The 21684-nt window shown below is 59.8% G+C and carries 16 protein-coding genes; 7 read left to right on the forward strand and 9 right to left on the reverse strand.

Annotated features, from left to right (window positions below; translation table 11 throughout):
* Positions 1–2: 2 nt before the first annotated feature.
* The 4 genes from ACX82Z_RS15145 to ACX82Z_RS15160 all read right to left on the reverse strand — a co-directional run bounded on the left by ACX82Z_RS15145 (position 3) and on the right by ACX82Z_RS15160 (position 4492).
* On the reverse strand, positions 3–1115 hold the full coding sequence (locus ACX82Z_RS15145) for a glycosyltransferase family 4 protein (protein WP_459589908.1): 1113 nt from the start codon (positions 1113–1115) through the stop codon (positions 3–5).
* Positions 1116–1422: 307 nt separating this feature from the next.
* A complete protein-coding gene (locus ACX82Z_RS15150) occupies positions 1423–1944 on the reverse strand; it encodes a GNAT family N-acetyltransferase (protein ID WP_459589910.1) in 522 nt (173 codons plus the stop codon).
* A 101-nt stretch (positions 1945–2045) separates the two neighbouring features.
* A complete protein-coding gene (gene wecB / locus ACX82Z_RS15155) occupies positions 2046–3113 on the reverse strand; it encodes a non-hydrolyzing UDP-N-acetylglucosamine 2-epimerase (RefSeq protein WP_459589911.1) in 1068 nt (355 codons plus the stop codon).
* Between the two features lie 20 nt (positions 3114–3133).
* Complete coding sequence (locus ACX82Z_RS15160) at positions 3134–4492, reverse strand: hypothetical protein (RefSeq protein WP_459589912.1); 1359 nt, start codon at positions 4490–4492, stop codon at positions 3134–3136.
* Positions 4493–4940: 448 nt separating this feature from the next.
* Here ACX82Z_RS15160 and ACX82Z_RS15165 point away from each other — a divergent pair, with 448 nt between their 5' ends.
* The 5 genes from ACX82Z_RS15165 (at position 4941) to ACX82Z_RS15185 (ending at position 10409) form a co-directional block, all read left to right on the forward strand.
* The gene (locus ACX82Z_RS15165) at positions 4941–6284 is read left to right on the forward strand and encodes a DUF2793 domain-containing protein (protein WP_459589913.1); all 1344 of its coding nucleotides are present in this window, start codon (positions 4941–4943) and stop codon (positions 6282–6284) included.
* Positions 6285–6413: 129 nt separating this feature from the next.
* The gene (locus tag ACX82Z_RS15170; protein ID WP_459589914.1) at positions 6414–7712 is read left to right on the forward strand and encodes a nucleotide sugar dehydrogenase; all 1299 of its coding nucleotides are present in this window, start codon (positions 6414–6416) and stop codon (positions 7710–7712) included.
* Positions 7712–8827 carry a GumC domain-containing protein gene (locus ACX82Z_RS15175; RefSeq protein WP_459589915.1) on the forward strand — a complete coding sequence of 372 codons (1116 nt, stop codon included), beginning with the start codon at positions 7712–7714 and terminating at the stop codon, positions 8825–8827. The genes ACX82Z_RS15170 and ACX82Z_RS15175 overlap by 1 nt, the downstream gene beginning before the upstream one ends.
* A 23-nt stretch (positions 8828–8850) precedes the next feature.
* Positions 8851–9843, forward strand: a complete 993-nt coding sequence (locus tag ACX82Z_RS15180; protein ID WP_459589916.1) for a Gfo/Idh/MocA family protein — start codon at positions 8851–8853, stop codon at positions 9841–9843.
* Positions 9843–10409, forward strand: a complete 567-nt coding sequence (locus tag ACX82Z_RS15185; RefSeq protein ID WP_459589917.1) for an acyltransferase — start codon at positions 9843–9845, stop codon at positions 10407–10409. The genes ACX82Z_RS15180 and ACX82Z_RS15185 overlap by 1 nt, the downstream gene beginning before the upstream one ends.
* Before the next feature lie 12 nt (positions 10410–10421).
* Here the strand turns inward: ACX82Z_RS15185 and ACX82Z_RS15190 are convergent, their stop codons facing one another.
* The gene (locus ACX82Z_RS15190) at positions 10422–12395 is read right to left on the reverse strand and encodes a polysaccharide biosynthesis protein (protein ID WP_459589918.1); all 1974 of its coding nucleotides are present in this window, start codon (positions 12393–12395) and stop codon (positions 10422–10424) included.
* 231 nt (positions 12396–12626) lie between these two features.
* Here ACX82Z_RS15190 and ACX82Z_RS15195 point away from each other — a divergent pair, with 231 nt between their 5' ends.
* A complete protein-coding gene (locus ACX82Z_RS15195; RefSeq protein WP_459589919.1) occupies positions 12627–13577 on the forward strand; it encodes an NAD-dependent epimerase/dehydratase family protein in 951 nt (316 codons plus the stop codon).
* Here ACX82Z_RS15195 and glmS read toward each other — a convergent pair.
* Both glmS and ACX82Z_RS15205 read right to left on the reverse strand, forming a co-directional pair.
* Positions 13564–15387, reverse strand: a complete 1824-nt coding sequence (gene glmS / locus ACX82Z_RS15200; protein WP_459589920.1) for a glutamine--fructose-6-phosphate transaminase (isomerizing) — start codon at positions 15385–15387, stop codon at positions 13564–13566. The genes ACX82Z_RS15195 and glmS overlap by 14 nt on opposite strands.
* Positions 15388–15547: 160 nt before the next feature.
* Positions 15548–16954, reverse strand: coding sequence for a phosphohexomutase domain-containing protein (locus ACX82Z_RS15205; RefSeq protein WP_459911813.1), 1407 nt, complete (start codon positions 16952–16954; stop codon positions 15548–15550).
* 60 nt (positions 16955–17014) lie between these two features.
* Here ACX82Z_RS15205 and ACX82Z_RS15210 point away from each other — a divergent pair, with 60 nt between their 5' ends.
* Positions 17015–18418, forward strand: a complete 1404-nt coding sequence (locus ACX82Z_RS15210) for a mannose-1-phosphate guanylyltransferase/mannose-6-phosphate isomerase (RefSeq protein WP_459589921.1) — start codon at positions 17015–17017, stop codon at positions 18416–18418.
* On the opposite strand, the gene ACX82Z_RS15215 is transcribed toward ACX82Z_RS15210, so the two are convergent.
* Positions 18403–19305, reverse strand: coding sequence for a transglutaminase family protein (locus ACX82Z_RS15215; protein ID WP_459589922.1), 903 nt, complete (start codon positions 19303–19305; stop codon positions 18403–18405). The genes ACX82Z_RS15210 and ACX82Z_RS15215 overlap by 16 nt on opposite strands.
* Positions 19302–21680 (reverse strand): circularly permuted type 2 ATP-grasp protein, encoded by a 2379-nt coding sequence (locus tag ACX82Z_RS15220; RefSeq protein ID WP_459911815.1) that lies wholly within the window; start codon positions 21678–21680, stop codon positions 19302–19304. Before ACX82Z_RS15220 ends, ACX82Z_RS15215 begins: the two co-directional genes overlap by 4 nt.
* Positions 21681–21684: the final 4 nt, after the last annotated feature.

Raw genomic sequence — 21684 nt, forward strand, 5'->3', positions numbered from 1 at the left:
AATCAATCCTGCGAAACAAGTTCGTCGTATAACTTAAGCAAACGCCCGCTCTCTGCCTCCCAGTTATATTTCGTCAGAACGGCCTGCCGGCCGGCAGCTCCCATTTGAGAAACAAGCTGCGGGTTGTTGGCCAATTCATTGATAGCGGAAGCGATCGATTTCGGGTTCTCAGGATCAACGCAAATACCGCAGCCATTTCCCTCTATAATCTGCTGCCACAAGGGAAAATTGGACCCTATGACCGGTAACGCGGCGGACATGTACTCGAACATCTTATTCGGTTGAGCGTCGACGTGGTTCGGTGCCGGCAAAAAGGTGACAATTCCAGCAAATGAACGCGCAAGGAGGCTGGCAACCTCATTTCTTCCTACTTGGCCGTGATATTGAACCCTCGCCCAACCACGACTGGAGCGGCATCGATCTTCAAGTCCTGCTTCTGCAAACGATCCGGCAATTTCAAGTGTTATACCCGCATCCGCATATTGCATGGCGTCTACAATTTCAGGAAATCCGCGGATAGACGTTATTCCCCCTGCGTAAACGATCGAACGCGCAGAGCTTCGCGAATCGTCACCACTTTCCAGTTCATGCGCGAATGGATAGTTGTTGATGTCTGTTGACCGGCAACCAATCGACAAAAAATGCCTGCGGATCGCCGGTGTTGCAGCGATCACATGCGTCATTCGTCGGCATGCAATACGTTCAAAGCCGGAAAAGCCGATCGCGATCGAGCTTCGGACAGCAGGATGCAAATACGCTTTGGTGCGAATATCGGCGGAAAAATCCTCGTGGGAATCGAACACGACACGCCTGCCCTCTTTGCGCAGCGCAAGGCCCGCAGGCAACAGTTCAGGGTCGTGAAACTGATAAAGGTCGGCCTGTTCTGCTCTGGCGGCCGCTAGAACCCGTCTTGTAGTGTTCAGCATTCGCGATATGCGGCCACCTGTCGATCGGTTGACATCGACGATGCGAACGCCGTCCGTCTCGGCATTTCCCTTCCCGTCAGCGACGATCAGCACGACTTCGTAGCCAGCATGCGCCAAGGTTCGACACTGCTTTCTGAAGATCCGTATATCGTCACGGCCGTGTACGGAGGTTAAGTGGCATACCTTCATTCGGGGTACGCCCCTATCATCTTCATTATGTTCATAATTCCTCGAAATCGGATGGTCCTTTTGCTCGCAGCAAGCGCAAGCACGCAATCACCCTTCTTTGTTCTTTTTAGTAATGCGTGACGGGACCGCTAGGCATTTGATAAAGGTCGCGCTAAATAATCAGTTCGAGATGGAGTTGACATGACCAAAACACCTATCTTGCGGTTTTTCGCGCAAAACGAAAGCGAGCCATTGCGACTCCAACAATTTGTTTCTGTATGGGACAGCAAGGGGCCGGTCGAAGAGTACTGGACCGATGTGCCGGTGGTCATTGGCGATCAAGAAAATTCAAGTATCCCGGTCGCGCCCGTTCGTAATCCGACTTGAAGTAAACAAAATACTGGTCGACCTCATCCGCATAAGTGCGCTTGGCTCCGAAGCGATCATGAAAAGAAAGAGCCTTTTCATTATCCAACCGGACGTCAAAATGCGACTGTTCGAAACCGAGTTCACCAAACCCAAACTCATATACCAAAAGAGCGCTCTCGATCGCAGCCTTGCGGGGAGCATTATCAGCCAATATCCAACTGCCCCAACAGAACGAGTTGCTGCGAAAATCGTAGAGCCGAACAACGCCACATGGCTCACCGGTCAAAGTTTCTATAATAAAATAAAACTCCATCTTGGCGGTTTCGCGCTCTTTGTAACTTTTCAGCCAATCGCGCTGGGCCTCGACGTCGGGCGCGGTTGCAGAAAGATGCGCGTTTTTTGTCGCATCTGTTCGGAGCGAGACGATAAAATCGGCATCGTCAGGAACCACAAAGCGAAAATTTATCGAGGCTGCTTTCATGAGAACACGGTAGGCTTGTAATCTTTCACACGCAACGGGAACACTACTGTAAGCATATACCCGACGATCGTAATGACGTGAAATGGCATATCTTCATCACGTCAGGCTTTGTTGGCAAGTATGGACGCGATTCGTCTAGACGCATCGCCACCGCCATAGAGTCGCTCGGCATCTGATATCTGCGCACCCAAGGCGTAGCGAGATGCCTTTAAAATGGCATCGGAATCGGCCCCCACGAGCGTATTGGCTCCTCTTTCAACCAATTCGATCCATTCGGTCTGCTCTCGCATCGTCACACAAGGCTTGCCAAAGAAAAACGCTTCTTTTTGGACACCCCCGCTATCGGTGACAACGAGACCGCATTTATCGAGGAGCCACAGCATCTCGAGGTAACCTACCGGCTCAATGACCTCTACGTCCAACGCCAGTTTTGCATTGGAGATCGCCGCGCGAGTGCGCGGGTGCAAAGGAAGCACGACAGGCGCTACATCGTGGTGGACCGCGTTGAGCCCTTCGACAATTTCAGCGAGCAGGCGAGGGTCATCTGTGTTCTCAGCCCTGTGCATGGTCGCCAGAACGAAAGGCACCTCAAGTGTGAAATTCTTTGGCCTATAGGCCTTTGTACGAAATTGAAGCGCCGCATCCTGCATCACATCGCCGACATTGATAATCGTCGAATTTTGGTGAGACGCACCTTCCGCTTCGAGATTGCGGACCGCCGCCAGTGTCGGGCAGAACAGAATGTCGCTGAGACGGTCCGTCACGATCCTGTTGATTTCCTCCGGCATCCGCATGTTAAAGCTGCGAAGACCGGCCTCGACATGCGCGATCGGCACGTGATGCTTGCTTGCTGCCAGTGCGCCGGCAAGAGTCGAGTTCGTATCACCATACACCAGCACGCGATCAGGCCGCTTGGACAGGATGAGCGCCTCGATCTCAGCGAGCATACGGCCCGTCATCGCCCCATGGTGACCACCATGGATACCGAGGGCATGAGCGGGACGAGGAATATTGAGCTCGTCGAAGAAGACCGTCGACATGTTCGCATCGAAATGCTGACCAGTATGCACCATAGTCTCGTTGACTTCGGCAAATTCGTTCAGCGCTTTCGAGACCACAGCCGCCTTCACGAATTGAGGGCGAGCACCGATAATCGTCAGTATTTTCATAAATCCTCGAAATCAGATGATCACGTAGTTCGCAGATGCCGAAACGGCGCGAAACGACCTCTCACTGGACTTACATCGGCCAGCTTCATCAGCATAAGTGCAAAGGCGAGCGCTCCGGTGAGCAGGGCCGTCTGAAGCCCCATGCTGAACAATGCAAGCATATAAGGCACAATGAATACTACCACCGCCTCGCGATTTCGTCTGAAAAAATCGGCATCACGCCTCGATACGAGCAGTCGCAAAATAATAAGTGCGACCAACGGTCCGATGATTCCGAAATTTATGTAGGCGTCGCTGATGATATCGGCATTGGCAGAGACATTTGGGCTGTAAAATCGTTCCCCGATATCCGTACGGTAATTCTGGCCATTGCCACCAAACAAGACGCCCAGCATTCCATCACCACCTCGATAAAATCCGATATCATGCGCCTGCTCATAATACTGAAGAAACAAGGTCGGCGTGACATGAAAGGCGCGGTCGTAGATTGCAATCACGTAGGGTGAGATTCGACCACTTATAAGTATTGCGGAACTAAACAGAGCGCTCCCGCCTGCAAGCGCAAGAATGACATGGCTGATATAAAAACGCTGCTTCAACACCACGAACCAGCAATAAGCAGCTAATATTACACCGATGAAACCGAGCGACGCCCGATGCCCCGCCAACATATAATCCATAATGAAAATCAATATCGAGCCGAGCAGATACTTCACTTTTCCTGTGGTGACGGCGACATAGGCAAGCGAGAAGCCACCAACAAATTTAGTGAAGATCATTCCATAGCGCTCCCAGCGCTCAATGACGGCCGAAAGCGCATGCCGATATTCATAAACGTCGGCAAGGCCAGGCAATCCGAGCATGTCCCGGTATTTCCACGCCCAGTAGAACGCGAGCACCAGTGAGGCAATGCCAACGACTATGAATATGCCGTCACCGCGCCGGCCCATGCGGATACGCGGGTAGTCAACAGTCGGCACGCGAATGGTCGACAGCAGGGTAGGCATGGCGATGAAATAGAGCAAGAACAAAAAGCACCGCGCAAAATCTCCGGAGAAGGCCAGAACGATCGATCCTGAAACACCACCAATCAGAACAAGCGGCAGCAATATCAGCGCGAACAGGTCAGCCTCGGCGCGACGGCAGAACAGATAGGTCAGAGGCAGAACTATTATATAGCCAACGATCAGCGCGAACGGCCAATTCGGCGCCTGAAATTCAATGTGCCTCGCGAAATAGAGCCAGACAAGATTGTCGCGCAAGATCAGGTAGGCGACCAGTATCGACGTCACATAAACGAGAAGCGAAATGGCGAGCGCGCTGTCTTCTCCAAGCACAACAATGCGACGCCTATTTTCCGTAAGATATGAACCTGGCATCGATCATACACTGCTTAGGGTAATGATATTCTGCATCTATTTGCGAGTAGAATTCCGCAAATCTCTCTATGACAACAATGATGTTCGCACAACACTTCAACGCGCGGCTTTATAACGCCCGTCACGATAAATGACACTGAAAGTTGCAAGGACGTAACCGATTAAACTCGCGCTGGCAATCAAACGCTTCCAGCAAATGTGACGGGGCCCATCTAACCGGACCGGAGCAACGCCAACCAGCGACACGCTTTCACGGATATGCGTCAAGAGCAACATGCCGCGATAGATCGAATCCCTCTCCTAGCCAAGACGCCGATGCGAGATGCGACCTGAACGTGAGGTCCATCGAGTAGGTGCTTCGACCATGGCGGTCAAGCCAACTTATCCCCGCACATGAAACAGGCCGTAATCTGCGCGGTAACGCAATAAGAGGAATTCCGGCCGGTCCATGATCACCACCACATCCAATCTGAACCTACCGCTGCTCATGCCCTCGCAGGCACAAAAGCATGTTACGCACAACGAGGCGCTCGTGCTTGTCGACGCGCTCGTCCAACTGCGTATTCAGTCGCGCTCGGATGCGCCACCGGCCTCGATCGAAGGCGATGTCCACATCGTCGACAATTCGCCGACGGGCGATTGGCAGGGGGAAAGCGGTAAGCTCGCCATCGGCGTGGGCGGCGGCTGGGCCTTCGTCGCGCCCCGAACCGGATGGCGGGCCTGGCTGGAGGCTGAGCAACGATATATGCGGTGGAACGACGGCGAATGGGTCGAGGACGATGGTCAACTCAGGCAGACGCCGGTCGTCGAGGGGCTGGGTATCGGAACGCCGAGCGACGCAGCGAACCAGTTCGCGATGAAGGGGCGTAACGCGCTCATCCAGGCCGCGACGGTTGAGGAAGGCGGCGATGGCGACATGCGCGTCAAGGTCGGCAAGGAAGCTGCTGCGAATACAGCTTCGCTTCTGTTCCAGACCGGCTATAGCGGCCGCGCCGAGATCGGCATCTCCGGCACCGATCACCTGTCATTCAAGGTCTCCGAAACCGGGAGCGAATGGCGCGAGGCGCTCGTCGTCGACAACAAGACCGGCGCGGTCGCCTTGCCTGCCTCCAACTTCCTGTCGAATTTCGCGCTCAACCTCTTTTCCGATTCGGGGCGTTTCGGCAGTGGAACCGGCGTCGTGACCGGCAACTTTGCCTTTCCGGCTTATCTGACCGTCTATGGTGGGGGAACTGCTGCGGCACTCGCAAAATTCATCCATAACAACACCGATCACGGCGGAACGTCCGGTGTGCTGCATGCCGATGTAAAGGCGCTCATAGAGAAAATCCGCGAGCCGGCATTTCGGCGCTACGGCCTGGAGTTCTGGGTTGCTGAGATTACCCAAGGCGCCACCACCATCGCGGCGACCAGCAACGGCGTCACATATTATCTGAGCCTTTACACGAGCGACGGGCCGCGCCCGCCAGCGCTTTCGTTCCATTGTTATCTGCGCGCCGTGGACGCGCCGATCATGGTCCCGCTTGAGACGGGCCAGACCATCCGGCGCAACGGGACGCGCATCTTCGAAAGTTGCGTGATCACGCCCTCGGACGGCTGGACGTCTGTGATGATCACCGACCGGATCGCCAATCCACGCGCTGGCGACGGCTACCGGCCCCGCATCTTCACCGTCTATGCGAGAGCAACCGGCAATCGCTGGCGGATCGCCTGCCCCACTCTTATGTCGGGCACGACCCTGGTCGACCAGAATGTCGGAATCATTGCCGGCGCCGACAACTGGAAAGCATGACGATGCATTTCGTGAGTGATGTCGACATTTGAGGCCCGTGTGCCGCGATGTCGACAAACTTGCAACGATATCCGATACCGCATAAACGCACCGCACAATTCGGCACCGCAAAAAACGGATCGATCATCGATGTCATTGCTCGAGAAAATCAACGCCCGGCAGGCAGTCGTCGGCATCATCGGCCTCGGCTATGTCGGCATTCCACTGGCGTTGCGCTTTTCGGGCGTTGGCTTCAAGGTCATCGGATTCGACATCGACGAAGAGCGTGTTGCCAATCTCAACGCTGGCAAGAGCCCGATCGCACACATCCCGAACGAGGACGTCTCGGCAATGTGCGCGTCAGGCTTCGAGGCCGTTACCGATTTCGCGCGTATCGCCGACGCGGATGCGATCATTATCTGCGTGCCGACGCCGCTCAGCAAGCATCGTGAGCCGGATCTAACCTTCATCGTCTCGACGATGGACACGATCGCGCCGCACCTGCGCGCGCATCAGGTCCTTTCGCTGGAAAGCACGACCTATCCCGGCACTACGGCGGAAGTTCTCCAGCCCTATATCGAAAAGCGCGGTTTCAAGATCGGTACGGATTATTTCCTGATCTATTCGCCTGAGCGCGAGGACCCGGGCAACGCCCATTTCAACACGCAGACCATTCCCAAGATCGTCGGTGGAACCACTGCCGAATGCCGCGCCGTCGGCGAGGCGCTCTACCGGCCGGCGATCGATGAAGTGGTGCTCGTCTCCTCGACGCAGGTCGCAGAACTGACCAAGCTTTTGGAGAACATCCACCGCGCCGTGAATATCGGCCTCGTCAACGAGATGAAGACGATCGCCGACAAGATGGACATCGACATATTCGAGGTCATCGACGCGGCGGCGACCAAGCCTTTCGGCTTTACGCCCTACTATCCGGGCCCCGGGCTTGGCGGCCACTGCATCCCGATCGACCCGTTCTACCTCACGTGGAAGGCGCGCGAATACGGCCTCAATACCCACTTCATCGAACTGGCCGGCTCGATCAACCGCGACATGCCGCGCTGGGTCGTGGAAAAAATCACCGCTGCGCTGAACGATCGAAGCAAATCACTCAAGGGCAGCAAAATTCTCGCGCTCGGCATCGCCTATAAGCGCGATGTGGACGACATGCGCGAATCGCCGTCCGTCATGGTGATGGAGATTTTGCGCGAGCGCGGCGCGAAGGTCGATTATTCGGATCCCAAGGTACCGGTCTTCCCGAGAATGCGCGAACATCGTTTTGACCTCAGATCCGTCGATCTGACGCCGGAAAATATTTCGTCCTATGATTGTATCGTGCTTCTTACCGATCACTCGGACTTTGACTATGATGGCATTCTCAAACATGCTGACCTGCTGGTCGACACACGTGGAAAATTCCGCGCTTCGAGCGACAAGGTAGTGAAAGCCTGATGCCAGAGCGTAATGAAGAGTATGCCGAAGTCGTAACGCTGGGCGAGTTGATCAGGCTCGTCTGGGACGGAAAGCTGTTACTCCTGACCACTTTCGCTCTCGTCCTGGCGGTTGCGCTGGGCACCTATTTCATGATGCCAAAGTCCTATCGTACACAACTCACCGTGGAGCCGCTTCGCAGCACCGCATTCGCAAGCTATCTACCTGCTGTGGACGAGACGTTCTTCAGCCACACGCCAACCAGCATGCTTGCTGTATTCGCCTCCAGCGCACGCGACATGGAAGTGATCGGCGAAGCTGCAGAAACCAGTGGCGTCGTCGCGGTGACGGAGCCGGCCGCGCGCCAAGGCGCCCTTCAGGACCTTTATCAGCGCCTTACGATCAATCCGGCGCAGGTAGTCAGCGAAACGTCCTCGGTTCAAATGTCGCTCATTTCCGGCGACGCCGCTTCGGCATCCGCATTTCTAGCGGAACTGGCACGGCTGGCGAACGAAGCGACGGTGAGCGAATTGATTGCCGAGATCGACGCCCGGATCGCCACCGAACGCAGTGAGAACGAGATTATCGCGTCCCGGCTACGCGTCGACATCGAAGCGCAACGAGAGGCACTTCGCACACGGCGCGAAGACCGGATCTCGCATCTGGAAGAGCAGGCGGAAATTGCCCGTTCGATAAATCTCGCCCGTTCGGCTCAGCAGCGCGCTCTCGACGCCGTCGAAGCCGGCACGACCGCCAATATCCAGGTATCCGACACTCGTTCAGACGAGCTCGGTTCGTATCTGGAAGGGTACGAGGCGCTTGACGCCCAGATCGCACAGCTTCGAGCCGACAGTGACGCGCCGCTCAGCGACGCTGACCTTCGCCTGCTTGAACAGCGTCTGTTCGTTGCAGAAAGCGATGTCGTCGCGGATGAAATGCAGCAACGCATCGCACAAACACCTTTCGCTGACCCGGCCACCGCCGTTCTGGCGCGCATAAATCCGGCGGCCTATTCGACGACGATTGCGCCGCGCCTGACCTACTTTATTGCGGGCGGCGTCATTTTCGGCTTCGGCCTCGGCCTTGCCATCATCATCCTGCGTCGCGTCCTGACACCGGCACGCGCTCTTTCCTGATCCTGATTTTCGAAGGACACCGCATGGCGTCGATCGCGCATATGGGCTACGGCTATTGGGGCCGTAACATCGCAAGAAACCTGGCCTCGCTCGGTGCGCTTGGCGCGATCATCGACCCGCACGAACCGTCCGCACAAGAAGGCGCACAAGCGCTCGGAACGCGCGCGATAACCTTCGAGGATGCGCTTCGAGATGATGCGATCACCGGCTTTTCAATCGCTTCGCCGGCCGAGCTTCATTTCGACCTCGCGCGCCGCGCGCTCGAAGCGGGCAAGCATGTTTTCGTCGAAAAGCCGCTGGCGCTCGACACGAATGAGGCGGAGGCACTGTGCGAACTCGCGGACACGAATAATATTGTCCTGATGGTCGGGCATCTGCTCCAGTACCATCCAGTCTATCTCGAACTGCGCCGAATGGTCGAAGCGGGCGAACTCGGCAAGGTTAGCTACGCGTATTCAAACCGAATGTCGCTGGGCAAGTTCCGCCGCGAGGAGAACGTGCTGTGGTCGTTCGCCCCGCACGATATTTCCATGCTGCTCGGCCTTATTCCCGAAGAGCCGGTCGCGGTGAGCGCACAGGGCCACGTCGCCTACACGCCCGGCGTCGCCGACTTTGCAACGGCACAGATGAAGTTCGCCGGCGGGGCCAGCGCTCACGTGCAGGTGAGCTGGATGCACCCCTTCAAGGAGCAGCGTCTTGTCGTCATAGGCGACAAGGGCATGGCCGTCTTCGAGGACAGCGCCCCGGCGTGGGAAGACAAGCTGATCGCCTATGACCACAAGATCGATTCGTCCGGGCCGGTGCCCGTCCCCACGAAGGCGGAAGGCAGGCGTATCGAGGTCACGAAGTCGGAGCCGCTGAAGGACGAATGCCGTCATTTCCTCGACTGCATCGCCAGCGGCGCGCGCCCTCGCACAGACGGCCGCGAGGGGCTGCGCGTCCTGCGTGTTCTGGAAGCTGCTGAACAGGCGCTAAAAGCCAATCTCGGCCTCGACGCCAACCGGGGAGATCGATGATGAACAGCGAATTCTTCGTTCATGAAAGTTCCTATGTCGATGACGGCGCCGTCATCGGAAAGGGAACGAAGATCTGGCATTTCAGTCATATCCTGCCGGGCACGACAATCGGCGAACGATGTTCGATCGGGCAGAACGTGATGATCGGGCCGGATGTGACGGTCGGAAGCGGCTGCAAGATCCAGAACAACGTTTCGCTCTACAAGGGCGTAGAGCTTGCCGACGACGTGTTCTGCGGGCCGTCCTGCGTGTTCACCAATGTGATCAACCCCCGGGCTCATGTCGAACGCAAGGAGGAGTTCCGGCCGACGCGCGTCGGGCGTGGCGCCTCCATCGGCGCAAATGCGACGATCCTCTGCGGGAACGAACTTGGCGACTACTGCCTGATCGCAGCAGGTGCCGTCGTCACTCGACCCGTGCCGGCGCACGCCCTCATGGCAGGCGTCCCGGCACGACAGATGGGATGGGTCTCCCGCGAAGGAGAGATCCTCGGCGACGATCTCGTGTGCCCCCGCACGCAAGAGCGCTACGCCGTGGTCGAGGGACGCCTCCAGCTTACCGACTGAGAAGAACTGCCGTCACTCGGCAGGGTGTTTCGTCACTACGGCTTTATCCGAAATCGGCAGCGCAAGCGTTTGCTCGACCGGCAGCGCCTTTGTCTGCCCGCCGGGCCGGTATTCCGGAACGATGTGGAGGAGAAGCTGGATCGCGCGTTCAGAATCCTCCTCCTCGGCAGCAACTTCGAGATTTTTGAGCGTACGAAGCAGGAACGAGGCGTCGATCACTCGCGGCGAGGCCACCACATACCCGTCCTCGGTGCGCATATCCTGAACCTCGTCAGGATCGAAAAGCTCCTCATAAAGCTTTTCGCCTGGCCTCAACCCCGTATAGGCAATCTCGATATCGACGTGCGGCTTGAAGCCGGCAAGCTGGATCATCCGCTCCGCAAGATCGACGATGCGAACCGGCTTGCCCATGTCCAGCACCATGATACGTCCGCGTTCCTTCTTGTTTTGGAGCGCGTGTGCGGAGGCGTGCAAAACAAGGCGCACTGCTTCTGGAATGGTCATGAAGAAGCGGACGATTTGCGGATGGGTCACGGTCACCGGGCCACCGGCCGCGATCTGCTCGCGAAAGCGCGGCACGACAGAACCGTTTGAGCCGAGAACATTGCCGAACCGCACCGTCTTGAAGCGCGTTCCCTCGGCCGAAACATCCATAGCCTGACAATAGGCTTCGGCGGCGCGTTTGCTCGCGCCCATGATATTCGTCGGGTTGACCGCCTTGTCGGTGGAAATCATCACGAAAGTGGACGCACCCCACCGCACGGCCGCGTCAGCCGCGTTTCGCGTACCCAGAACATTGGTCTTGATGCCCTCGATCGGGTTGTCCTCGACGAGCGGCACATGCTTCAGCGCAGCGGCGTGAAAGACCACGTCGGGACGATAGGTTTCGAACACATTGTCCAGGCGGCGTTTGTCGCGCACGCTGACCAGTTGCGTGACGATGTCCAGTTCGGGGAATTTCTCGCGTATTTCCGTATCGAGAAGATAGGTGTTGTGTTCGGAATTATCGGTCAGGATCAGCCGCTTGGGACAAAACTGCGCGATCTGTCGAACCAGCTCGGAGCCGATCGAACCACCTGCTCCGGTCGCCAGCACGGTGCGACCTGCGATGAGACCTGCGACACCTTCGATATCGGTCTTGATCTCGGGCCGTCCAAGCAAATCCCCAAGCTCGATGGGCTTGGGCTCGAACAGCCCGTCGCTGCCGATCGCCGCCGTCTCCGTCGGCCCGGGAATGCGGGTGGTCTTTAGGCCGCTGGCGGTCGCAAGTTCGACGATCTCGCTCAGACGCTGACGACCGGGCTCATTCTCGGCGACCACCAGTTCGGTAATGGGGAAATTCTGAGCGGCGAATTTGTCGACCAACGCCGGCAGGACGTCGAGGCCGCCGAAAACCGGCACGCCCTGAATGGATTGCGAATTGGCCAGGCCGCCGCCATCGAGGATACCCGCCACCACGAACGGGCTGTTCTTGATCCGCCGGGAGTTGCGGATGAAGCTGTCGGCCGACGTCGTGAAGCCGAGCACGATGACGTGGCGCACCCCGTCTTCGGGACGCTTCCCACCGAGCGGAGGCAGCAACTGGCCTTCCACGGCGAGGCGATAGAGGATACGCGGCCCGATGAGACCCGCGATCATGAAGAAGGCTGTGAGAAGCGGTACGCTGCGCGGGACGTTGTGGCCGCGCGACACGAGAAACACGCTCACCGTATAGACCACGACTGCGGCGATCGCGGCCTTGAGGAGATTAAGCACCTCGGGCAGCGAAACGAAGCGCCAGGACCCCCGGTGAACGCCGAACAGGAAGAACGTGACGGCGCTGATGCCCACAAAAGCCACCGCCTTTTCCGAGAGGCTCGGTATCAGCGGAAGGCGATGAAAATCGTAGACAATGGCATATGCCGCAATAAAGGCAGCGGTCGCGACCGCCATGTCCAGAAGGAAGCTTCCAGCGCGCAGGCCAATCGATTTTGTTTTTCTGGTCACAGCCGTACCATTTACTTGCTTGCGAGCGACGCGTCGGCAATCAGCCGCCAGTGTTCCTGCTTACGTACGAATGCCGATGCACCCCTGCATTGTGGGTCATAGAAGCCAAGCTGGCAAAGTGCAACGGTCGAACCGACAGCACGTTGCAGTGAAACTATGTGCGCTCCATGACCGATGCTTGCCATCGGGCCCTGCGCTTTTCTAAAACAGCCCGACAGTACGGAGCGGCATGTGACAAAAATTCTCGTAACCGGCGCCACGGGTCTGGTGGGGGCTGAACTCGTCAGGCAACTCAGGGCACAGCATCACACCGTATCGATCGCCACAAGGCGCGAACGGCGTGATCCGCCGGATAATGACGTTTCCGTCCACGTCATCGGCGCAGTCGATGGCAATACGGATTGGCGCGCCGCGTTGGAGGGCCGGGAGGCGGTCGTTCATCTGGCCGGCCTCCTGCCTTCCCCCGGTCTACCGGACGACGCATTCCTTAACACCAACGCGCGCGGAACCGATCGGCTCGCGCGGCAGGCCGCAGAGGCCGGTGTGCGGACTTTCGTTCTGGCATCGAGCATCGGTGCGGTTACGTCCAGTGAAGCGGCGGCGATCATCGATGACGATACGCCCCCTCGCCCCTCGACGGCCTATGGCCGCTCCAAGCTCGAAGCGGAGGCCAGCGTTGCCGCCTTTGCCGGCGATAGCGAGCGTTGCGGCATTGTCCTGCGGCCACCGCTTGTCTACGGCCCGAGAGCCGGAGGAAGCTGGGGGCAATTGCAAAGGCTCGCGTCGTCAAAGGCGCTCCTGCCCTTCGGACAGGTCCACAATCGCCGCACGCTTGTTTCCGCCGGCAATCTGGCGAGTGCTTTTCTCACCGCTGCCATAAGCACATCGAGCGAACGAAGCGGTGCATATGCCGTGACGGACGGGCAAAGCGTGAGCCTAGCCGATATCGTAGCGTGGCTGCGCGAGGGAATGGGGCGCAGGCCCGGCCTTCTTCCCGTCCCGCCCGCCCTTATGCGCGCGCCCTTGCAGCTTGCAGGCCGCTCGCAAATCGCCGGAAGCCTTTTCGGCAATCTCGAGATCGACGGCTCGCGTTTTTGTCAGACATTCGGATGGTCCCCCGTCGAAACGCCAAATGAAGCCATCCGGCGTTCCGGCCGCGACTATATCGCTATTCGACGGTAACGGACTTCGCCAGATTGCGCGGCTGATCGACGTCCGTGCCTTTCAGTACAGCAGTATGGTAGGCCAGAAGCTGTAGCGGCACCGTCAGCACCAGCGGGGCGATCAGTTCGGGCACATTCGGCACGACGATCGTTTCCATCGTCTCGATGCCGGCCTTTTCTGCGCCCTTCTCGTCGGTGATCAGGATGATCTTGCCGCCGCGCGCGGCGACTTCCTGCATGTTCGAAACCGTCTTGTCGAAGACCCGGTCATGCGGCGCGACCACGATCACCGGCATGTCCTCGTCGATCAGCGCGATCGGTCCGTGCTTCAGTTCGCCGGCTGCATAACCTTCGGCGTGAATGTAGGAGATTTCCTTCAGCTTCAGCGCCCCCTCGACCGCAAGCGGAAAGCTGGTGTCGCGCCCCATATAGAGCACATGGCGCACATGGGAGAGTTCGCGCGCGACACGCTCGATCTGGTCAATTGTCTTCAATGCCGCATTGACATAGCGCGGCGCCTCGACGAGCTGGCGCACAAGGCGCTTTTCCTCGGCCTCATCGATCACGCCGCGCGCAACGCCCGCCCGAACCGCAAGCGAAGCGAGAACCGAAAGTTGGCAGGCGAATGCCTTGGTCGAGGCAACGCCGATCTCAGGCCCGGCGAGCGTCGGGAACGTGCCGTCTGATTCGCGCGCGATGGTGGATTCGCGCACATTGACGATAGAGCCGATCTTCATGCCGGCCTGCTTGCAGTAGCGCAGCGAGGCGAGCGTATCGGCCGTCTCGCCCGACTGGGAAATGAAGATCGCGGCGTCCTTGGCCGAAAGCGGCATTTCGCGATAGCGGAACTCGGACGCCATATCGATGTCGACCGGCAGGCGCGCATAGCGCTCGAACCAGTATTTGCCGACGACGCCGGCAAGATAGGCCGTTCCGCAGGCCGAAATTGCGAGCCGGTCGATCGAGCCGAAATCGAACGGCGCATCCATCTGGCGAACGCGGCCGGTCGAAAAATCGAGATAGTGCGCGAGCGTGTGCGAGACGACTTCCGGCTGCTCGAAGATTTCCTTCTCCATGAAGTGCCGGTAGTTGCCCTTGTCGACCACATAGGCCGTGTTGGCAGCCTGCCGGCGCTCGCGCTGGACGGGATTTCCCTCGACGTCGAAAATGGAGAAGGCGTTGCGGCGGATCACCGCCCAGTCGCCATCCTCCAGATAGGTTACGGCGCTGGTGAAGGGCGCGAGCGCGATCGCGTCGGAGCCGAGGAACATCTCGCCTTCACCGTGGCCGATCGCAAGCGGAGGACCGTTGCGTGCGCCGACGATCAGATCGTCCTCGCCAGCAAACATGATCGCGATGGCGAACGCACCTTCGAGCCACTTGATCGCAGCATGGGCGGATTCGATGCCTGAAAGCCCCTCGGCCATGCCGCGCGAGACGAGATGGGCGACGACTTCGGTGTCGGTCTGAGAAGAAAAGTCGTAGCCGCTCTGGCGCAGTTCCTCACGCAACTCGGCGAAATTCTCGATGATGCCGTTATGGACGACGGCGACATCGCCGGAAAAGTGCGGATGCGCGTTGGTTTCGTTCGGCACGCCGTGAGTGGCCCAGCGCGTATGGCCGATGCCGATCGTTCCATCGAGCGGGCTGTCCGAAAGACGCTTCTCCAGATTGACGAGCTTGCCTTCGGCACGCCGACGATCAAGGCCGGCATCCGAAACGGTGGCGACGCCGGCCGAATCGTAGCCGCGATATTCGAGGCGCTTCAAGGCATCGACGATGAGCGGCGCAACCGGACGCGTTCCGACGATACCGACAATTCCACACATGAAGCACCTCTTGAGAAATTATGGGAGCGGGAACCGCACCTAATCAGATCGAAAAACGCCGTTTCGCGGTAAAGGTCGCGAAAGCGCCCGGCAGGTTGGAAAGCCCATAGCATCCGTGAAAATGACGGGCAAGCAGAGCGCAGATGGAGCCTTATTCCGGCTAATCCAAGACGATCAGCGATTTCAGTTCGTCGGTCTTCGCCCGCAGCAGCGCCCTGTCGCCTCGCGTCTCGACGTTGAGCCGCAAAAGCGGCTCGGTGTTGGAAGCGCGCAGGTTGAACCGCCAGTCGTCGAACTCCATCGACACGCCGTCGAGAGTGTCGGTCGACACAGCCTTTGCCGAATAGAAATATGCGATGCGCGCCTGCGTTTTTCGGGCGTCTGCGACCTTGAAGTTGATCTCGCCCGAACAGGGAAACATCGCGATGCGATCGGCCAGAAGGTCCGCCAGCCGCACATCGCGTGCCGAAAGCTCGGCGACGACGGCGAGCCAGGCGAGCATCCCTGAATCGCAATAGGCGAAATCGCGGAAGTAATGATGCGCGCTCATCTCGCCGCCATAGACGGCATCTTCCTCGCGCATCTTCTGCTTGAAGAAGGCGTGGCCGGTCGGGCATGCGATGGCGCGCCCGCCCGCCTTTTCGACGATATCAAGCGTATTCCAGCAGGCGCGCGGATCATAAAGGATCGTCGATCCGGGATGGTCGCGCAGCATCGCCGCCGCGATCATGCCGACGAGATAGTAGCCTTCCACGAACGTGCCCTCGTGATCATAGAGAAAGCAACGGTCGAAATCGCCATCCCACGCGATGCCGAGATCGGCCCCGCTTTCGCGCACGGCGCGGCTCGCGCGCTCGCGCTTTTCTGGCAAAAGCGGATTGGGAATGCCGTTCGGCAGGCGCGGGTCCGGCTCGTGATCGACACGCACGAACTCGAACGGCAGATGCGGCTCCAGAAGATCGACGATCGGCCCCGCGCAGCCATTACCCGAATGAACCACGATCTTCATCGGCTTCAGCGCCTTGCCGGCGACGGATTCCAGAAGGCGGTCGATATAGGCTCCGCGCAGCAATGGATCAGCAAATTGGCCGCGCTCGGAATATGTCGCGACCGGCTCAAGCACCGCGTCGGACAGCACGATCCGTTCGAGTGCATCGAACGCATTTTCGCGTGTTGCGGCGCGCGAACCCGAGAGCACCATCTTCAAGCCGTTATAATCATCCGGGTTGTGGCTGGCGGTTATCATCAACCCCGCATCGGCTCCGGTAGAAGCGGTGTGAAAATAGACCTCCTCCGTGCCGCACAGCCCGGCCGGCAGCACATCGACGCCGCAATCGATCAGCCCTTGCGCCAGCGCCATCGCGAAGGCCGGGCTTTCCCGGCGCATGTCGTGTCCGACGACTATTTTTCGCGTGCGCAGTTCTCGCGCCACGGCCTTTCCGAAACGATACATGAAGGCGACATCGATCTCGCCGGGTATGCGCCCGCGCACATCGTAAGCCTTGAATGGCGACCCCAGAACCGTTCTCCCGAACTTCGCGGCGACGGCCGCGTTCTTGTATGAAATCCATTCATGGCATCTAAACGTAAAATTGCCATCACGCGGCTGGAAGGAAAAACCGATAATATGTTGTTGCCCGTGATCATGGCCGGTGGCTCCGGCACGCGCCTGTGGCCACTCTCGCGCCAGTTTTATCCCAAGCAGTTCCATGCGCTCACCGGCGAGCGAACCATGCTGCACGAAACGATCACGCGGCTCGACGGGCTTAAAGCCGAAACACCGCTCGTCATCTGCAACGAGGAGCAGCGCTTCCTTGCCGCAGAACAGATGCGCGTGGCAGGTCAGGGCGAGGCGACGATCCTCCTCGAGCCTTTCGGCCGCAACACCGCGCCCGCCATCGCGCTCGCCGCGCTTAAGGCCACGGCCGACGGCTCCGATCCAGTGCTGCTGGTTCTCGCCGCCGATCATCACATCCGGCATGGCGAGGCCTTTCGGGACTGCGTGCGCAAAGGGCTTGCGCTGGCAAAGGACGGCAAACTTGTAACCTTCGGCATCGTGCCGACGCATGCGGAAACCGGCTACGGATATATCGAGAAAGGCGGGCAGGTTGGCGACGGTTTCGCAGTCGCCGCCTTTACCGAAAAGCCCGACGCCGACACCGCCGCCCGCTACATCGCCGACGGTTCCTACTTCTGGAATTCCGGCATGTTCATGTTCCGCGCCGGGCGCTATCTGGAGGAACTTGAAAAATTCCGGCCGGACATACTCGACGCCTGCCGGAAGGCAATGGCCGAAACACATCCGGACATGCAGTTCGTGCGCGTGGACGCGGAAGCCTTTGCAAGCTGCCCCGCCGAATCCGTCGACTACGCGGTCATGGAAAAGACGTGCGATGCCGTCGTCCTGCCGCTCGATGCGGACTGGAGCGATATCGGCTCATGGTCGGCGCTTCTCTCGGTGCAGGAGCGCGACGGGGACGGGAACTCGCTTTCCGGCGACGTGATGGCGATCGACACCCGCAATACGCTCGCAAGGGCGGACGGGCGCCTCGTCGCACTCGTCGGCGTCGACGATCTCGTCGTGGTGGAAACGAAGGACGCCCTCCTTGTCGCTCATCGCGACAAGGTTCAGGACGTTCGCCGCATCGTCGAGGAACTGGAGGCGGCAGGCCGGAGCGAACACCTCAACCATCGCGACGTCTATCGTCCGTGGGGCCATTACGACAGCATCGATGTCGGGGAACGCGATCAGGTCAAGCGGATCACGGTCAATCCGGGCGCGAAGCTCTCCGTCCAGATGCATCATCACCGCTCCGAGCACTGGGTCGTCGTGCGCGGCACGGCGAAGGTGCAAAAGGGCGAGGAGATGATCCTCGTTTCGGAAAACGAGTCCGTCTACATACCCGTCGGTGCGGTCCACGCGCTGGAAAATCCCGGCAAGATCCCGCTCGAGCTGATCGAGGTGCAGACCGGTTCCTATCTCGGCGAAGACGACATCGTGCGCTTCGAGGATCGTTACGGACGGTCATGAGCATCGGCGACCGGGATGACGTCGACAGCCTGTTTGGTCGTCTGGCTGCCGGCTGTCCGAATGACGCCGCGCACCGGGGCAACGTCGGAATAGTCCCGGCCATATCCAACCACGATATGATCGGCAGCGACGACGAGATCGTTGGTCGGATCGAACTCGACCCAGCCGAGCCTTTGCCCGCACCAGACGGCGACCCACGCATGCATCGCGTCCGCACCTTCCAGCCTCGGCTTTCCTTCGGGTGGGATCGTGCGCAGATAGCCGCTGACATAGGCGGCTGGAATGCCCAGATGCCGCAGGCCCGCAATCATGATGTGGCTGAAATCCTGGCAGACGCCGTGCCGTGCCTCGAACGCTTCGCCAAGAGGCGTGTTCACGTCGGTCGCGTCGGCATCGTAGCGCATGTCGCGATAGATTGAGGCGGTCAAAGCGCGGGCGGTATCGAAGACATTCGCGCTGCCGGTCGTGACGTCGCGCGCATATCGGCAAATGCCGGCATGGGGCGTGATCAAAGGCGATGCGGCCACGAAATGCGCTGGCGAAAACGCATCGAGGCCGGTGCCTCGCGCCAGTTCCATCGCGATATCGTCAAGCGGTGCGGACAGTGTGGCATCGATGATCGGCGCCGACCGCTCCACGCGTGCCTGTGCGCGGTAGACGAGATCGTCTTCGACCGCGTCATAGGCAAAATCTACGACGCCCGTGCCGAAGAAATCGGTACGTTCGAGCCGTTCCGAAGGGGTGGCCGTCACATCGACATGGCCGGCGATCAGCCTTTGCACGCCGTCAAGGCTGCGCGGCAGGACGCAGATCGCGTGGCGGCCGCCGCCAGACTGGCCGTCATAGGCGAATTCCATGGTGAGGCGAATGTCGTAGCGCGTTGTCATGCGAGATAGATGCGGCTCATGTGATCGGAGATGGCTTCGAGTTCGAGACGTATGCGGTCGAGGAACGCTGGATCAACCTCGTCGGGCAGCGCTGTCGCAAGCAGTGTCCGCAACCGGATCGTTGCGCGCGCGAGACCGGCTGCGCGACCGGTGAGTCCGCCATCGGGCAAAAGATTTACCTGCTCGTCGATCTCGCTCACCTGAAAAAGGATCGAGCGCGGGTTCATCGGGTCAAGGACCAGAAGCGCGGCCACGCTCGCCGCGCTTGCCTCCAGCGAATAGCGCCTGCGATGCGTCATGACGCTATCGCCGACCTCAAGCGCGATATCAAGCGCACCGCCCGGCGCTTCCTCGTCGAACATCCCGCACAACATGGCGGACGTCGCCGCCGCACGTTCCAGCGACCGGCCGATGCGCATGAAGCGCCAGCCTGCGAAGCGGTACATGTTCTCATGCGCAAGGCCGGAAAAGCCGGTGATCTTGCGCAGGAGAATGCCCATGATGGCTCCGCCCGCATCGGAAAGATCGGCATTGCGTTGCATGCTCGTCGCGGTCGCAGACAAATCCTTCAGGGCTGCCCACCCATCTATGGAAAGCCGGTCGCGCACCTTCGAGGCGCTGAACACGGCCGAACCGATCGTCATGGCGAGCCCTTCGGGCAGGCGCTGGTCCGTGTCGACACCGAGTTCGGTCAGGTAGTCGGTGAAGAACGTCAACAGCGGCGTTTCCTCGTCACCGGTCTCGTCGGCCCTGACGCGATAGGCGCGCACCAGCCGCATCGTATCTTCCGCCCGCTCGACATAGCGGCCGAGCCAGAAGAGGTTGTCGGCCGCACGAGACGGCAGCGCGCCCTGGCGCGGCCCCTGCCCCGCGATCTGCTCGGTGCCGAGCAGGCTGACCCGCTCGACCGGTGCCTTCGCGACGACCCAGACATCGGCGACCCGTCCGCCCTGTCCGAGCGAAGCCGCCCCGCCCTCGCCGGACGCGATGCGCGCATAGCCACCCGGCAACGCTTGCCACCCTTGCGGCGTGCGGGCGAGAAAGACGCGCAGGCTGCACTGGCCCGCTGCCAGACACCCCTCTTCCAGAACCGGCGTCGCCGACAGCGAGACGATCTCCTGCGCCACGAAAAGTTCGGGATGGGCCAGACGAAGCGCATCCGGCGTCATGGATGGATCGGCAAAGCCGTGCGTACCAAGCGGCAGGTCGCCCTCATAGGGCAGACGCGTCGAAAGCGCCGCCGACCAATGGAGGTCGGTGCGCCCGTCGATGTGAGCGCGCGCCGCCTGATCGCCGCACCACCATGTCGCGACATTGGGCAGGCACGGCTGACGGCCAGTGAGGATTTCGCCGAGACGCGGCATGAAGGCGAGCAGCGCCCGCGTTTCCAAAATGCCGACGCCGAGCGCGTTGACCATCGAGAGCGTACCGGCGCGCAAGGCGGAAACGAGCCCTGGCGTGCCAAGCTGCGAGCGACCGTCGAGTTCGAGCGGATCGGCATAGCTGGCGTCGAGACGCCGCCACAGCGCGCCGACCGGCTCCAGACCGGATACCGTGCGCACCATCAAGCGGCCCTGCTCGACGACGAGGTCCTCCCCCTCCAGAAGCGTCATGCCAAGATAGCGCGCAATATAGGCGTGCTCGAAATAGGTCTCGCTCAACGGCCCCGGCGTCAGGATCGCCGAACGCGCCTGCCCCGGCGCGAGCGCCTGCAGATTCTCGCGGAAATCGCGAAAGAAGCCGGCGAGGCGATGGACGTTGGAACGCGCGTAAAGCTCGGAGAAGACACGCGCGGTCGCCACGCGATTTTCCAGCGCGAAACCTGCGCCGGACGGTGCCTGCGTGCGATCGCCGAGCACCCACCAGCGCCCGTCCGGACCGCGCGCCACATCGAACGCGATCAGATGCAGGCGGTGGCCGGATGCCGGCTCGACGCCGACCATCGGACGCAGCCATTCGGGGCTTTGCGCTATGAGGCTCGCCGGCAAATGGCCTTCCGCGACGAGACGGTTCTCGCCGTAAAGATCGGCCACAACGCGCTCCAGAAGGTCGGCACGCTCGGCAAGGCCCTCGACGAGCGACGACCAGTCATCCTCGTCGATCAACACCGGCAGATGGCTCAGCGGCCAGACACGGTCGGCGTCATCGCTGCCGAACTGGCGCAGATAGACGCCCGCATCGCGCAGATATTCGTCGCCGCGCGCGATGCGCGCCTCGACCTTTTCGGCCGACAGACGCGACAATTCCCCAACCATCGGTCGCCAGAGCGGACGCACCGCCCCCGTCGCGTCCAAAAGCTCATCATAGGCTCCGGCCGGCGGATGATAGCTTCCCATCAAGGCGGCCCGCCGCCTCGTCGGCCCCGTTTCTTCCATTCGC

The sequence above is a fragment of the Aliihoeflea sp. PC F10.4 genome, assembly GCF_054612275.1.